Here is a 14,299-nt window from a genome sequence, read left to right as displayed (position 1 = left end):
GCGAAGTTCAGGCATCGACAGGCCGCAGACGTGTTCTGATCCACGCGGCGAGCGCGGTCTCGTCCATATCGCCGGAGGCGACTTGCAACCAAATCTGCACACAGTCGGCGTCGCTCGCGTCCAGCTGGTGGCCGTGCAACTCGATGAAGGTTTCTGCGGCGACGAGCGACGTGCGCTTGTTGCCATCGATGAAGGGATGCAGCCGGGCGATCCCATGCGCATAGGCCGCAGCGAGTGCGGCCAAGTCGGGAGGGGGCGTACCGTACGCGAGGCATTGCTGCGGTTTGGCGAGCGCGGTGTCGAGGAGGTCCGGATCGCGAAGGCCCACACCTCCGCCATGTTCAGCGAGCTGATCCTCGTGCATGGCGATGATCAACGCTCGGCTCAGCCACAGCCAATCGTTCACTTCGCAAGTTCTCGCAACGCTGCCCGCCGCCGCTTCATCACCTTGCGCGCGACCTCCATCTGCCGCTCGAACTCCGGATCGTAGGGCGAGAGGCGATAGCCGTCGGGAGACTCGCTGAGGTAGAGCGCATCGCCCGCTTCGAGATTGAGCCGGGAGAGGATGTCCTTCGGCAACACGACACCGACCGAATTGCCAATGCGGGTGAGCTTGAGCATGGTCATGGCGATGTCCGAAGAGTTATTACGAACGTAATTACACTCCGGTCGGTGGCCCTGGTCAACCGGTTATCAGAGACAGGCGCACCGGCGTTCAGTCGCCCAACAGCGCCAGATTGCGCACGGCGCCCTTGTCCGCACTGGTCGCCAGCAGCGCATAGGCCTTGAGGGCGGCGGTGACCTTGCGGGGGCGTGGCTGGGCCGGCTTCCAGCCGAGCGCGTGTTGCGCGGTGCGGCGTGCAGCGAGTTCCTCGGCAGCGACGCACAGATCGATGGCACGGTTGGGAATATCGATGCGGATGCGGTCGCCGTTGCGGACCAGGGCGATCGTGCCGCCGGCGGCCGCCTCGGGCGAGACGTGGCCGATCGACAGGCCGGAGGTGCCGCCGGAGAAACGACCGTCGGTCAGCAGCGCGCAGCGCTTGCCCAGGCCCTTGGACTTCAGGTAGCTGGTCGGATACAGCATCTCCTGCATGCCGGGACCGCCCTTGGGGCCTTCGTAGCGGATCACCACGACCTCGCCGGGCTGCACCTCATCGCCGAGGATGCCGGCGACTGCGGCGTCCTGGCTTTCGTAGACGCGCGCCGGGCCCTCGAACACATGGATCGCGGCATCGACGCCGGCGGTCTTGACCACGCAGCCGTCGGCGGCGAGGTTGCCGGCGAGCACGGCCAGGCCGCCTTCCTGCGAGTACGCGTGCGCCAGGTCGCGAATGCAGCCTTGGGCGCGGTCGAGGTCGAGCGTAGGCCAGCGCGTGGCCTGGCTGAAGGCGGTCTGCGTGGGGATGCCGGCCGGCCCAGCGCGGAAGAACGTCTGCACCGCGTCGTCCTGCACGGTGGCGACGTCCCAGGCCGCGAGCGCGTCGCCGAGCGTTCTGGCGTGCACGGTGGCGACATCCGTATGCAGCAAGCCGCCGCGCGCGAGTTCGGCCAGGATCGCCGGCACGCCACCGGCGCGGTGCACGTCCTCCACGTGATAGTCGGGCGCGTTGGGGGCGACCTTGCACAGCTGCGGCACGCGGCGCGAGAGCCGGTCGATGTCGGCCATCGTGAAGTCGACGCCGGCTTCTTGCGCGGCGGCCAGCAGGTGCAGGATGGTGTTGGTCGAGCCGCCCATCGCGATGTCGAGCGTCATCGCGTTCTCGAACGCCTCGAAGGTGGCGATGCCACGCGGCAGCGCGGTCGGATCCTCGCCGCCGTACCAGCGGTGGCACAGCTCGACCGCGGTGCGCGCAGCCTGCAGGAACAGCTGCTTGCGATCGGCGTGGGTGGCCAGCAGGGTGCCGTTGCCCGGCAGCGACAGGCCCAGCGCCTCGGTCAGGCAGTTCATCGAGTTGGCGGTGAACATGCCCGAGCACGAGCCGCAGGTGGGGCACGCGCTGCGCTCGACCGCGGCGACCTGCTCGTCGCTGGCGGCGGGGTCGGCGGCCAGCACCATTGCGTCGACCAGGTCGAGCTTGTGGTCGGCGAGCCTGGTCTTGCCCGCTTCCATCGGCCCGCCCGAGACGAACACCACCGGAATATCGAGCCGCAAGGCGGCCATCAGCATGCCCGGGGTGATCTTGTCGCAGTTGGAGATGCACACCAGCGCATCGGCGCAGTGCGCATTGACCATGTACTCGACCGCGTCGGCGATCAGTTCACGACTGGGCAGCGAGTAGAGCATGCCGTCGTGCCCCATCGCGATGCCGTCGTCGACCGCGATGGTGTTGAACTCCTTGGCCACGCCACCCACGCGCTCGATCTCGCGCGCGACCAACTGGCCCATGTCCTTGAGATGCACGTGGCCGGGCACGAACTGGGTGAACGAGTTGGCGATTGCGACGATCGGCTTGTGGAAGTCGCCGTCGGTCATGCCGGTCGCGCGCCACAGCGCGCGGGCGCCGGCCATGTTGCGACCAGAAGTGGAGGTGCGGGAGCGGTAATCGGGCATGAGGATGGTTGCGGTTGGCGAGGCGGGTGGTGAGAGGGAGCAGTCAGATGACGCCTTGGGCGAGCATCGCATCGGCGATCTTGATGAAGCCGGCGATGTTGGCGCCGGCGACGTAGTCGACGCGGCCGTCGGCGCGCTTGCCGTGGCGGACGCAGTGGCCGTGGATGTCCTTCATGATCGCGTGCAGGCGCTCGTCGACCTCGGCGTGGTGCCAGGCCAGGCGCAGCGCGTTCTGGCTCATCTCCAGGCCCGAAGTCGCCACCCCGCCGGCGTTGCTGGCCTTGCCGGGCGCGTACAGCGTGCCGGCGGCCTGGAACGCGTCGATCGCCTCGAGCGTACACGGCATGTTCGCGCCTTCAGCCACGCAGATCACGCCGTTGTCGATCAGCCTGCGCGCATCGGCTTCGTCGAGCTCGTTCTGGGTGGCGCAGGGCAGGGCGATCTCGGCCGGGATGTGCCAGGGGCGCTGGCCTTCGATGTAGTCGAAACGCGGGTCGTCCGCCAGTTCGGCCAGCCGGCCGCGGCGCTGGTTCTTCAGCGCGATCAGCGCCTCGACCGCCTCGTTGTCGAAGCCGGCCTTGGCGTACAGCGTGCCGCCCGAGTCGGAGACGGTCAGTACGCGACCGCCGAGCTCGATGGCCTTGAGTGCGGCGTACTGGGCGACATTGCCGGCGCCCGAGATCAGCACCCGCGCCCCGTCGGTGTCGCGGCGCGCGTGGTGCAGCATCTGCTCGACGAAGTACACGGTGCCGTAGCCGGTGGCCTCCGGGCGCATCAGGCTGCCGCCATAGCTCAGGCCCTTGCCGGTGAACACGCAGCCGGCGTGGTTGGCGAGCTTCTTGAGATAGCCGGCCATGAAGCCGATCTCGCGCGCGCCCACGCCAATGTCGCCGGCCGGCACGTCGGTGTCCGGGCCCAGGTGGCGATGGAGCTCGGCAATCAGCGCCTGGCAGAAGCGCATCACCTCGCCGTCGCTGTGCCCCTTGGGGTCGAAGTCCGAGCCGCCCTTGCCACCGCCCATCGGCAATGTGGTCAGCGCGTTCTTGAAGGTCTGCTCGAAGGCCAGAAACTTCAGGATCGACAGATTCACCGACGGGTGGAAGCGCATGCCGCCCTTGAACGGGCCGATCGCCGCGCTGTGCTGCACGCGCCAGGCGCGGTTGACCTGCACGCGGCCGCGATCGTCGACCCAGGGCACGCGGAACTGCACCACGCGTTCGGGTTCGATCAAGCGCTCGAGCAGCGCCTGGTCGCGGTAGTGCGGGTGGCGCGCCAGGAACGGCCACAGGCTGGCCATGACTTCGCGCACGGCCTGCAGGAACTCGGGCTGGTGCGGATCGCGCGCGGCGACCGTGCGCAGGAACGCGTCGAGTTCGGCGTCGCCGCCGCTCATGCCGCCTGTTCGCTGGCCAGGGCCAATTGCTGCACGATCGCGTCGGTGGCCTCGCGGGTCGAGCGGGCCGCGTCGTGCGGCGCGAGGTCGGCGGTGAACACGCCGGCGTCGAGCACTGCGTCGACCGCCTGCTCGATGCAGGCCGCTTCCTGCGACAGACCCAGCGAGTAGCGCAACAGCAGCGCGGCGCTGAGGATCGTGCCGACCGGGTTGGCGATGCCGCGGCCGGCGATGTCGGGCGCCGAGCCGTGGATCGGCTCGTACATGCCGACGCAACCCTCGCCCAGCGACGCCGACGGCAGCAGGCCGAGCGAGCCGGCGAGCATCGAGGCCTCGTCGGTCAGGATGTCGCCGAACATGTTCTCGGTCACGATCACGTCGTAGGCGCGCGGCTTGGCCAGCAGATGCATCGCCATCGAATCGACCAGTTGGTGCTCGAGGGTGATGTCGGGGAACTCGTCGCGCACGACGCGGGTGGCGACCTCGCGCCACAGCCGCGAGGTCTCGAGCACGTTGGCCTTGTCGACCGAGGTCACGTGGCCGCGGCGCCCGCGGGCGAGCAGGCAGGCGCGACGCACGACGCGCTCGACCTCCTCGACCGAGTACCGGCACAGGTCGGTCGCCTGTGTCTCGCTGCGGGTCTTGTCGCCGAAGTAGATGCCGCCGGTGAGTTCGCGTACGACCAGCAGGTCCACGCCGGCCAGCAAGTGCGACTTGATCGGCGAGGCACCCGCGGCCGCCGCATGTGGGCGCACGGGGCGCAGGTTCGCGTACAGGCCCAGTGCCTTGCGGATCGCCAGCAGGCCCTGTTCCGGACGCACCGGGGCTTCGGGCGCCGACCACTTGGGGCCGCCGACCGCGCCCAGCAGCACCGCATCGGCATCGCGCGCGGCCGCCAGTGTGGCATCGGGCAACGGCTGGCCGGTGGCGTCGATCGCGGCGCCACCGATCAGGTGCTCGTGCAGCGTGAAGTGGTGGCCGAAGCGGTGCGCGACCGCCTGCAGGACTTCGACCGTGGCGGCGGTCACTTCCGGGCCGATGCCGTCGCCCGGCAATACGACGATGTCAGCGTGCATGGTGGCGCTCCTCGTAGGATCGGATCTCGGCGCTGCGCGCGAGCAGGTAGCCCATCTCGTCGACGCCCTCGAGCAGGCAGGTGCGCGCGAACGCGTCGAGCGGGAAACGATGGACGGCACCGTCCGGCGTGCGCAGCTCGCAGGCCTCGATGTCGACGGTCAGCACGTCGTCGGGCCGCGACATCAGGTCCTGGACAACCGCCTCGGGCAGCACCACTGCCAGCAGGCCGTTCTTGAGCGCGTTGTTGCGGAAGATGTCGGCGATCTCGCTGCTCACGACCACGCGCAAGCCCAGGTCGCGCAGCGCCCACGGCGCGTGCTCGCGCGAGGAGCCGCAGCCGAAGTTGCGCCCGGCCAGCAGGATCTCGCGGCCGGCGTAGTGCTGTTGGTTGAACGCGAAGTCGGGATTGGGCGTGCCGTCCTCGCGCCAGCGCCAGTCGTTGAAGGCGTGCCGGCCCAGGCCCTGGCGCTCGGTGGTGGACAGAAAGCGTGCAGGAATGATCTGGTCGGTGTCGATGTTGGTCTGGGCCAGCACGACGCTGGCCGAGACGATCCGGGAACTGGCAGGCATCGGCGTGTCTTCAGGCAAAGGGGCGGAAGGGGATCGTGACGCGTGCATCAGGCCACCGCCCGGCGATCGTCGAACAGCTCGCGCGGATCGGCGACGACCCCGCGCACGGCCGCCCAGGCGGCGGTGGTCGGCGAGGCCAGCAGCGTGCGCGCGCCGGGCCCCTGGCGGCCTTCGAAATTGCGGTTGCTGGTACTCACCGCCAGTTGTCCGGGTGCGACCAGGTCGCCGTTCATCGCGATGCACATCGAGCAGCCCGGCTCGCGCCATTCGGCGCCGGCCGCGCGCACGACCGCGTCGATTCCCTCGGCCTCGGCCTCGCGCTTGACGATCTCCGAGCCGGGCACCACGAGCATGCGCACGCCGTCCGCGACGCGGCGGCCTTGCAGCACCTGCGCGACCTCGCGCATGTCGCGCAGCCGGCCGTTGGTGCACGAACCGACGAACACCACGTCGACCGGCATGCCGGCCAGCGGCCGGCCGGCGGCGACGCGCATGTAGTCCTGGCCCTTGCGCTCGGCGGCATCGCTGGCCTCGGGCACCGGGACGTCGACACCGATCGCGGTGCCCGGGTGCGTGCCCCAGGTCAGCGTCGGGCGGATGTCGGCGGCGTCGATGCGCACTTCGACATCGAACACCGCGCCCGGGTCGCTGCGCAGCGTGCGCCAGGACGCGACCGCGGCGTCGAAGTCCGCGCCCTTGGGGCCGCGCGGCGTGCGCGAGATCCAGTCGAAGGTGGTGTCGTCGGGCGCGACCATGCCGGCGCGCGCGCCGGCCTCGATCGACATGTTGCACAAGGTCATGCGCTGTTCCATGTCCATCGCCTCGATCGTCGAGCCGCGGTACTCGATGACATGGCCAGTGCCGCCGTTGACGCCGATCACCCCGATCGCATGCAAGGTCACGTCCTTGGCGCCGACGCCCGGTGCGAGCGTGCCTTCGACGGTGATCGCCATCGTCTTGGGCCGCCGTTGCAACAGGCACTGCGTGGCCAGCACGTTGCCGACTTCGCTGGTGCCGATGCCGAAGGCGAGCGCGCCGAACGCGCCGTGGGTCGAGGTGTGGCTGTCGCCGCAGACGATGGTCATGCCCGGCTGGGTGAAGCCCTGCTCGGGCGCGATCACGTGGACGATGCCGCGCTGGTCGGAGGCCATGTCGAAAAGTTCGATGCCGAACTGCGCGCAGTTGGCGGCGAGGGTTTCGACCTGCTTCTCGGCGGCCGCGTTGGCGTAAGGCAGGCGGCCGTCGGGCCCCGCCGGCAGCGTCGGCGTGGAGTGGTCCATGGTCGCCTTTGTGCGGTCGGGCCGGCGCGGCGACAGCCCGCGCGCGCGCAGCTCGGTGAAGGCCTGCGGCGAGGTGACCTCGTGGATCAGATGCAGGTCGATGTAGAGCACCGCAGGCGCGGCGTCGGTCTCGGGGATCACGACGTGCGCATCCCACAGCTTGTCGAACAGGGTCTTGGGCGAACTGGCGGTCATTGCGGGCTCTGGAGAATGGCGGTCAGGCATGGGCGGCATGGGGCTTGGCGGCAACGCCCGCGGTAGCGGTTGCGCTGCGACCGCGCAGGATGCGGTTGGCGACGTCCAGCCAGGCCAGCGCGCTGGCCTCGATGATGTCGCGGCTGGTGCCGCTGCCATCGAAGATGGCGTCGCCGTAACGCACGCTGACGCTCGCCTCGCCGCGGGCGTCGCGGCCGGTGCCGACACTGTGCACCTGGTAGCTCTCCAGCGACAGGTCCACGCCGGTCGCCGTCGCCAGCGCCGCAAACAGCGCGTCCACCGGCCCATCGCCCAGCGCGCTTTCGCTGACCTTGTTGCCGTTGGGATCGGATAGCTCGATCATCGCGCTCGCACGCTGGCCGCGATCGCTGATCGTCATCGACGCCAGGCGCCAGCCCTGGCCGTGCACATCGCCATGCATCAGCGCTTCCAGGTCGTCGTCCTCGACCACGCGTTGGCGCTCGCACAATGCCTTGAACTCGGCGAATACCTGGTCGAGCTGCGCATCCTCGACCGTGTAGCCCAGGGCGCGCAGCCGGTGGCCGACCGCGGCGCGGCCGCTGTGGCGGCCCAGCACCAGTTTGGAATCGGGCCAGCCGACATCCGACGGATTCATGATCTCGTAGGTGCCGCGGTGGCGCAGCATGCCGTGCTGGTGGATGCCAGACTCGTGTGCGAATGCGTTCTCGCCGACGATCGCCTTGTTGCGCTGGACGCTCATGCCGGTCAGGCGGCGCAGCAGCTGCGAGGTCGGTACCAGCCGCCGGGTGTCGATGCCGGTGTCGATGTCGTAGAAGGCGTTGCGAACCTTCAGCGCCATCACCAGCTCTTCCAGCGCGGCATTGCCGGCGCGCTCGCCGATGCCGTTGATCGTGCACTCGACCTGGCGCGCGCCGCCCTCGATCGCGGCCAGCGAATTGGCGACCGCCAGGCCCAGGTCGTTGTGGCAGTGCGCGCTGAAGATCACGTCGCGGGCGCCGGGTACGGTGGCGATCAGGCGCTGGAACAAGGCTCGGCTTTCCTCGGGCGTCGCATAACCCAGCGTGTCGGGGACGTTGATCGTGCCGGCGCCGCTGGCGATCGCCGCGGCGATGACCTCGGCCAGGAAATCCTCCTCGGTGCGGGTGCCGTCCTCGGTCGAGAACTCGACATCGTCGACCAGCCGGCGCGCATGCGCGACGCTGGTCGCGGCCATGTCGAGCACCTGTTGCCGGCTCATGCGCAGCTTGTGCTCGCGGTGCAGCGGGCTGGTGGAGATGAAGACGTGGATGCGCGGATGCGCGGTGCCCTCGAGTGCGCGCGCCGAGGCCTCGATGTCGGCGGGCAGGCAGCGCGAGAGCACCGCCAGCGTCGGCGTGCGGACCTCGCGCGCGATCAGCCGCGCGGCCTCGCGGTCGGATTCGGAACTGGCGGGAAAGCCGGTCTCGATGATGTCCACGCCCAGCTCGGCGAGCGCGCGGGCCATCACGACCTTCTGTTGCGGCGACATGCTGCAGCCCGGCGATTGCTCGCCGTCGCGCAGCGTGGTGTCGAAAATTCGAATGGTGTCGGAAGCGGTCATGCGGGAAGTTCCTCGGCAATACGGTCGGGCGTGCGGTCGGTCGGGGCTTTGATCGCGCGTCGAAGTCGCGGTTCGCCGCCTCCGGCCGGCGCTGCGGTGCCCAGGTCGTTGCGCCGCCTGGGTGTGGCGGCCGGTGCCGGCGGCGCCGTAGTCCGCGCGGTCGCGTCGACGATGCGCTGGCGACGCCTGGGCTTGCGCGGCGGCCGCGGGCGGACCTCCGACAGCAAGCGTGCCAGCACCCCGGCATCGAGGTTGCCGCCCGAGACCACCGCGACCTTGCGGCGTCCGGCAACGCGGCGGCCGGCGGCCAGCGCCAGCGCGCCGGCGCCCTCGGCGATCACATGTTCCTCCAGCGCCAGACGGACCAGGGTTTCGCGCAGTTCCGCCTCGCGGACGATGACCACATCGTCGAGCAGGTCGGCCAGCAACGCCCGGGTCAGCTGGCCGGGGTCGGCCACGCGCACGCCGTCGGCCAGCGTGGCGACCGGCGAGAATGGTCCGTCTTCACCGCGCAGCACGCGCGCCATCGCATCCACGCCCTCGACCTGGGCGCCGACGATGCGTACCCCTTGGCTCTTAAGCGCGAGCGCCACGCCGGCCGCGAGCCCACCGCCGCCGATCGGCACGATGACCACGTCCGGGACCAGGGCCGCGGCGATCTCCAGGCCCACCGTGCCCTGGCCGGCGATCACGTCGATGTCGTCGAAGGCCGACAGCAGCCGGAAGCCGTTCTGCACCGCCAGTTCACCGGCGAACGCCTTGGCCTCGTCGTAGGTGTCGCCGTGCAGGCGCACCGTGGCGCCCCAGTGCGCGACGCCGGCGATCTTGGTCTGCGGCGCGTTGCGCGGCATCACCGTGATCGCCGGAACGCCGAGCCTGTACGCGGCCCAGGCCATGCCCTGGGCGTGATTGCCGGCCGAGGCGGCGATGACCGTGCGCTCGTCGCCGCGCTCGCGTGCGGCCAGCAGCGCGTTGAGCGCGCCGCGCACCTTGTACGAGCCGGTGCGCTGCAGGTTCTCCAGCTTCAACCAGCAGCCGAAGCGCTCGGCGTAGTGGATCGGCGTGGCGTCGAGATGGCGGCGCAGCCGCGCCTGTGCCGCCAGCACATCGCTGGCGGTGGCGCGGGGGGCACGACGTACATCGGGGTCTGGCATGCTCAAACCGCCGTCAGCCAGCCGCAGCCGGTCTCGGCCTGGCCGCGCACCACGCGGGCATACAGATCGGCCAGCTCGCGGGTGACCGGATTGTCGCCGTAGACCCGGTCCTCGATCGCCTGCACCGGCGCGACCTCGGCAGCGGTGCCGCAGGCGAACACCTCGTCGGCATCCAGCAGTTCGGCCACGGTGACCGCGCGCGACGGTGCGCCGGTCAGCGCGATCAGGGTGTCGCGGGTGATCCCGGGCAATGCGTCGCGATGCGCGACTGCGGTCAGCCGGCCATCCTTGACCAGAAACACGTTGGCGCCGGTGCATTCGACGACGAAGCCGTCGGCGTCGGTGAACAGCGCCTCGTCGAAGCCGCGCGACTTGCTCTGCCGTTTGGCCAGGATCGAGTTGACGTAGGCGCCGCACAGTTTGAGCGGTGGCAGCGAATCGGCAGGATTGCGCCGCCAGCTGCTGATGCCCAGCCGTGCGCGGGTGCCGGCCAAGTGCACACGCGTCGCGGTGGTGGCGACCATCAGATGTTCGGTGTGGCCCTCGACATCGAGCCCGAAGCCGCCTTCGCCGAACCAGGCCAGCGGTCGGATGTAGGCATCGCGATGGCGGTTGGCGCGCAGCGTCGCCAGCACGGCCTCGGTCGCGAGCGCCGGGTCGAATGCCATGCCCAGCAGCGTCGCCCCTTCGCGCATGCGCGCCAGGTGCTCGGGCAGCCGGAACACGGCGGCGCCGTCGTCGGTGGCGTAGGCGCGGATGCCCTCGAACACGCCACTGCCGTAGTGCATCGCGTGCGTGGTCAGGCCGGCCTGCAGCGCATCGACGTCGTGCAGCGCGCCGTCGTACCAGACCCGGTCGCTGGGCGCGCGGGTAGCGTCGGCGATCGGTGCGTCCGCGACCGCGGCATCGGCGGCGACGTTCAACGACACGGCTGCACCTCCACCGACAGACAGTCGTAGAGCTTGGCCAACTGGCCTTGCAGCGCGCTCGCGGCGCGGTCGCCTTCGACCGTCATGCGCAGCGACCAGCGGTCGTCGTCCTCGCCGGCGGCGCCCTCGAAGGTCAGCGGTCGGAACCCGCGGCGCTCGGTGGTGCCCAGCACGCGCACCAGCGCACCTTCGGCGCGGCGCAGGGTCATCTCAAACTGGTAACGCATGACGGCATTCCTCGGGAGCGGGGGCGGTGGGGTCGGTCAGGGCGGGAGCGCCGGGTGTTGCGGCATCGGCCTCGATGTCGGCATCGGCGTGGTCGAGCATCTGCGCGTTGTTGTGGTTGGGCGGCACCAGCGGCCAGACGTTGGCGGCGGTGTCGATGGCGACATGCAGCAGCGTCGGGCCCGGCGCATCGAGCAGCGCCTGCAACGCCGCTTCGACATCGTCGCTGCGATCGACCGACAGCGCCTGGATGCCGAACGCGCGGGCGACCTGGGCGAAGTCGGGGTTGTCGGACAGGTCGATCTCCGAATAGCGACGGTCGAAGAACAGCTCCTGCCATTGCCGCACCATGCCCAGCGCCTGGTTGTCGAGCAGCACGATCTTGACCGGCACCTGGTAGCGCTTGAGCGTGGCCAGCTCCTGCACGTTCATCAGGAACGAGCCGTCACCGCTGACGCAGACCACGCGCCGCTTCGGGTCCTCGAGCTGGGCGCCGATCGCGGCCGGCAGGCCGAAGCCCATCGCGCCCAGCGCGCCGCTGGTCAGGTGCTTGCGCGGATGGTCGAAGCGCCAGTGCTGGGCCACCCACATCTGGTGCTGGCCGACGTCGCAGGCCACCACGGCATCGGGCGCCAGTTCGCTCAGGCGCTTGAGCAGGGCGGGGGCGTAGACCTTGTCGCCGGGGGCGTCGTAGCGGGCGGCGAAGCGTTCGCGTCGTTCCGCGCACAGCGCACGCCAATGCGCGCGCGCCGCTGCGAAGCGTCCGTGCGTGTGCGCGGCGCAAGGCGCGGCCAGCCGCGACAGGCTGGCGGCGACGTCGCCGCACACCGCGACATCGGCTTCGCGCAGCTTGCCGATCTCGCAGCCGTCGCCGTCCAGGTGCACGATCCGCGCGTGTGGGGCGAACTCGGCCAGCTTGCCGGTGGCGCGGTCGTCGAAGCGGGCGCCCACGACCAGCAGCAGGTCGGCCTCCTGCACCGCGAGGTTCGCCGCGCGCGTGCCGTGCATGCCGAGCATGCCCAGATTCGCCGGATGCGAGGGCGGCAGTGCCCCCAGGCCGCGCAGCGTCAGCACGGTCGGGATCGCGGTCAGGTCGGCGAACTCGCGGAACGCCTCCAGCGCGTCACCCAGCACGATGCCGCCGCCGCCGTAGACGACCGGACGCTGCGCCTGCGCCAGCAATGCCGCCGCCTCGTGCAGCGCGTGGTCGGCGCAGGCCGGCATCGTGTCGGCGCGCGAGGGCACGTATGCCCCCAGGTGGGCGGCGTCGCCGATCTGCACGTCCTTGGGCATGTCGATCAGCACCGGGCCGGGACGCCCGGAGCGGGCGAGCCGGAACGCTTCGGCGACCGCCCGCGGCAGTTCGTCGACACTGCGCACCAGGAAGCTGTGCTTGACGATCGGCAGCGTCATGCCGAACACGTCCAGTTCCTGGAACGCGTCGGTCCCCATCAGCGGCGTGGCGACCTGGCCGGTGATGATCACCATCGGCACCGAGTCGAGCATCGCATCGGCAATGCCAGTGACCAGGTTCGAGGCGCCCGGGCCGGAGGTCGCTACACAGACGCCGACGCGCCCGCTGGCCCGCGCGAAGCCGTTCGCGGCGAACGCCGCGCCCTGTTCGTGGCGGACCAGCACGTGCTTCAGCGACGCGCCGTGCAGCGCATCGTAGAATGGCATGATCGCGCCGCCCGGATAGCCGAAGATCGTCTCGACCCCCTCGGCCTCCAGCGCCTGCACCAGCCAGCGGGCGCCGTTCATCACGCGACTTCCGTGCGCGAGTCCCTCGCAGAAGCCCGCACATCCATGTGCGGACTTTCCACAGAGGCGCCGGGCGCGGCGTCGGCCTGTTCGCCCAGCCAGGTCATCTTTGCGCGCAGCTGGCGGCCGACCTGTTCGATCGGGTGATCGAAGTCGGCCTGCTTGAAGCGCTTGTAGTTCGGCAGTCCGGCCTCGTACTCGGCGACCCAGCTCTTGGCGAACGTGCCGTCCTGGATGTCGGCCAGCACCTCCTTCATGCGCGCCTTGACGCCGGCGTCGATCACGCGCGGCCCGCTGACGTAATCGCCGTACTGCGCGGTCTCGGAGATGAACTCGAGCATGCGGGTGATGCCGCCCTCGTAGAACAGGTCGACGATCAGCTTGAGCTCGTGCAACACCTCGTAGTACGCGATCTCGGGCTGGTAACCGGCCTCGACCAGCGTCTCGAAGCCGGCCTGCACCAGCGACGACGCACCGCCGCACAGCACCGCCTGCTCGCCGAACAGGTCGGTCTCGGTCTCTTCCTTGAACGTGGTCTCGATCACGTTGGCGCGCGCGCCGCCCAGGCCTGCGGCATACGCCAGCGCGGTGTCGCGGGCACGGCCGCTGCGATCCTGGTGCACGGCGTAGATGCACGGCACGCCGCGGCCGATCTCGTACTCGCGGCGCACCAGGGCGCCGGGGCCCTTGGGCGCGACCAGGATCACGTCCAGGTCCTCGCGCGGGGCGATCATGCCGTAATGCACGTTCAGTCCGTGCGCGAACAGCAGCGTCGCGCCCTGCTTCATATGCGGCGCCAACACCTCGGCATAGAGCTGCTTCTGCACCATGTCCGGCGTCAGCACGGCGACCAGGTCGGCCTCGCGCACCGCGTCGGCGGGCGCCTTGACGATGAAACCGTCGGCCTTGGCCTTGTGCTCGGTCGGCCCGCCGGGGCGCAGGCCGACGACGACCTCGAAGCCCGAGTCGCGCAGGTTCAGCGCGTGCGCGCGGCCTTGGCTGCCGTAGCCGACGATGGCGATGGAGGGGTGTGCATTGCTCATGGGCGATCGTGTCCGCTGGAAGAAAATGAAGAGGCGGGCGTCGGGATCGACGCCCGGATACGACGACGGCCGGAGGTCGAGGGCATCGCCCTGTTCCAACCGGCCGTCGCATGCGTCGTCGCCATCGCAGCGTCAGTGCGTGCAGGTGTCCGGCACGCCCGCGCCGCGCCGCGAGCGCCGGGGGCGGCGCTGCGGGCGGGGTGGAAGGCGGGCATCGGTTCGGACATCGGTTCGCTCTGGTGCTGGCAATGGGCAACAAAAAACCCCGCGCTTGTCGGCGCGGGGTTCGGTTCTTTCGACCTTGGGTTTCGCTTTCTCTACACGAACCCCGTTCCCGCGCCTGTCTGGACGGTAATAAGAAGTACGGCGATAAGGAGCGCGGTGGCCGCGGCGAACATGACGGCCCGGCCGTCACCGGTGGCGGTGCGGGCGGGGAGCTGCATGCGGGTGCTGCGCTGCGTCATGGGTCGAGAAGAGCACGCCCGTGGGCGGGCTGTCAACAGTTACGTCGACAACCAGTTTCGCGGGCAGCCAGG

13 protein-coding genes are annotated in these 14,299 nt (G+C 70.1%); all 13 read right to left on the bottom strand.

Annotated features, from left to right (window positions below; all coding sequences use genetic code 11):
• Window positions 1-7: 7 nt before the first annotated feature.
• Entirely contained in the window at window positions 8-406 is a 399-nt protein-coding gene (locus FHW73_RS00290) for a type II toxin-antitoxin system death-on-curing family toxin (RefSeq protein ID WP_183424721.1), read from the bottom strand.
• A complete protein-coding gene (locus tag FHW73_RS00285) occupies window positions 403-621 on the bottom strand; it encodes an AbrB/MazE/SpoVT family DNA-binding domain-containing protein (RefSeq protein WP_197076421.1) in 219 nt (72 codons plus the stop codon). The genes FHW73_RS00290 and FHW73_RS00285 overlap by 4 nt, the downstream gene beginning before the upstream one ends.
• 94 nt (window positions 622-715) lie before the next feature.
• Window positions 716-2,554 (bottom strand): dihydroxy-acid dehydratase, encoded by a 1,839-nt coding sequence (gene ilvD / locus FHW73_RS00280; RefSeq protein WP_183424720.1) that lies wholly within the window; start codon window positions 2,552-2,554, stop codon window positions 716-718.
• Between the two features lie 43 nt (window positions 2,555-2,597).
• Complete coding sequence (gene gdhA / locus FHW73_RS00275) at window positions 2,598-3,947, bottom strand: NADP-specific glutamate dehydrogenase (RefSeq protein ID WP_183424719.1); 1,350 nt, start codon at window positions 3,945-3,947, stop codon at window positions 2,598-2,600.
• The gene (gene leuB / locus FHW73_RS00270; RefSeq protein WP_183424718.1) at window positions 3,944-5,023 is read right to left on the bottom strand and encodes a 3-isopropylmalate dehydrogenase; all 1,080 of its coding nucleotides are present in this window, start codon (window positions 5,021-5,023) and stop codon (window positions 3,944-3,946) included. Before leuB ends, gdhA begins: the two co-directional genes overlap by 4 nt.
• Entirely contained in the window at window positions 5,013-5,594 is a 582-nt protein-coding gene (gene leuD, locus FHW73_RS00265) for a 3-isopropylmalate dehydratase small subunit (RefSeq protein ID WP_183424717.1), read from the bottom strand. Before leuD ends, leuB begins: the two co-directional genes overlap by 11 nt.
• A gap of 47 nt (window positions 5,595-5,641) precedes the next feature.
• Window positions 5,642-7,069: a 3-isopropylmalate dehydratase large subunit gene (gene leuC, locus FHW73_RS00260; RefSeq protein ID WP_183424716.1), complete on the bottom strand. Its 1,428-nt coding sequence runs from the start codon at window positions 7,067-7,069 to the stop codon at window positions 5,642-5,644.
• A gap of 22 nt (window positions 7,070-7,091) precedes the next feature.
• Complete coding sequence (locus tag FHW73_RS00255; protein WP_183424715.1) at window positions 7,092-8,651, bottom strand: 2-isopropylmalate synthase; 1,560 nt, start codon at window positions 8,649-8,651, stop codon at window positions 7,092-7,094.
• Window positions 8,648-9,811: a threonine dehydratase gene (locus FHW73_RS00250; RefSeq protein WP_345776120.1), complete on the bottom strand. Its 1,164-nt coding sequence runs from the start codon at window positions 9,809-9,811 to the stop codon at window positions 8,648-8,650. The genes FHW73_RS00255 and FHW73_RS00250 overlap by 4 nt, the downstream gene beginning before the upstream one ends.
• Entirely contained in the window at window positions 9,808-10,734 is a 927-nt protein-coding gene (locus FHW73_RS00245; protein WP_183424713.1) for an aminotransferase class IV, read from the bottom strand. The genes FHW73_RS00250 and FHW73_RS00245 overlap by 4 nt, the downstream gene beginning before the upstream one ends.
• Complete coding sequence (locus tag FHW73_RS00240; RefSeq protein ID WP_183424712.1) at window positions 10,725-10,961, bottom strand: ACT domain-containing protein; 237 nt, start codon at window positions 10,959-10,961, stop codon at window positions 10,725-10,727. The genes FHW73_RS00245 and FHW73_RS00240 overlap by 10 nt, the downstream gene beginning before the upstream one ends.
• Window positions 10,945-12,720, bottom strand: coding sequence for an acetolactate synthase 2 catalytic subunit (ilvG, locus tag FHW73_RS00235; protein ID WP_183424711.1), 1,776 nt, complete (start codon window positions 12,718-12,720; stop codon window positions 10,945-10,947). The genes FHW73_RS00240 and ilvG overlap by 17 nt, the downstream gene beginning before the upstream one ends.
• Window positions 12,720-13,763 (bottom strand): ketol-acid reductoisomerase, encoded by a 1,044-nt coding sequence (ilvC, locus tag FHW73_RS00230; RefSeq protein ID WP_183424710.1) that lies wholly within the window; start codon window positions 13,761-13,763, stop codon window positions 12,720-12,722. Before ilvC ends, ilvG begins: the two co-directional genes overlap by 1 nt.
• Window positions 13,764-14,299 lie beyond the last annotated feature (536 nt).

Origin of the sequence: Luteimonas sp. RC10 (assembly GCF_014192745.1) — a bacterium.
In the GTDB taxonomy this organism is placed as follows: Bacteria; Pseudomonadota; Gammaproteobacteria; order Xanthomonadales; family Xanthomonadaceae; genus Luteimonas.
Note: the sequence above shows the minus strand (reverse complement) of the source record. Positions and strands in the feature narration are given on the sequence as shown.

Coding starts and splice junctions, on each gene's coding strand:
- FHW73_RS00285 (WP_197076421.1), bottom strand. CDS start 621: ATGCTCAAGCTCACCCGCATTGGCAATTCGGTCGGTGTCGTGTTGCCG.
- ilvD (WP_183424720.1), bottom strand. CDS start 2,554: ATGCCCGATTACCGCTCCCGCACCTCCACTTCTGGTCGCAACATGGCC.
- gdhA (WP_183424719.1), bottom strand. CDS start 3,947: ATGAGCGGCGGCGACGCCGAACTCGACGCGTTCCTGCGCACGGTCGCC.
- leuB (WP_183424718.1), bottom strand. CDS start 5,023: ATGCACGCTGACATCGTCGTATTGCCGGGCGACGGCATCGGCCCGGAA.
- leuD (WP_183424717.1), bottom strand. CDS start 5,594: ATGCCTGCCAGTTCCCGGATCGTCTCGGCCAGCGTCGTGCTGGCCCAG.
- leuC (WP_183424716.1), bottom strand. CDS start 7,069: ATGACCGCCAGTTCGCCCAAGACCCTGTTCGACAAGCTGTGGGATGCG.
- FHW73_RS00255 (WP_183424715.1), bottom strand. CDS start 8,651: ATGACCGCTTCCGACACCATTCGAATTTTCGACACCACGCTGCGCGAC.
- FHW73_RS00240 (WP_183424712.1), bottom strand. CDS start 10,961: ATGCGTTACCAGTTTGAGATGACCCTGCGCCGCGCCGAAGGTGCGCTG.
- ilvG (WP_183424711.1), bottom strand. CDS start 12,720: ATGAACGGCGCCCGCTGGCTGGTGCAGGCGCTGGAGGCCGAGGGGGTC.
- ilvC (WP_183424710.1), bottom strand. CDS start 13,763: ATGAGCAATGCACACCCCTCCATCGCCATCGTCGGCTACGGCAGCCAA.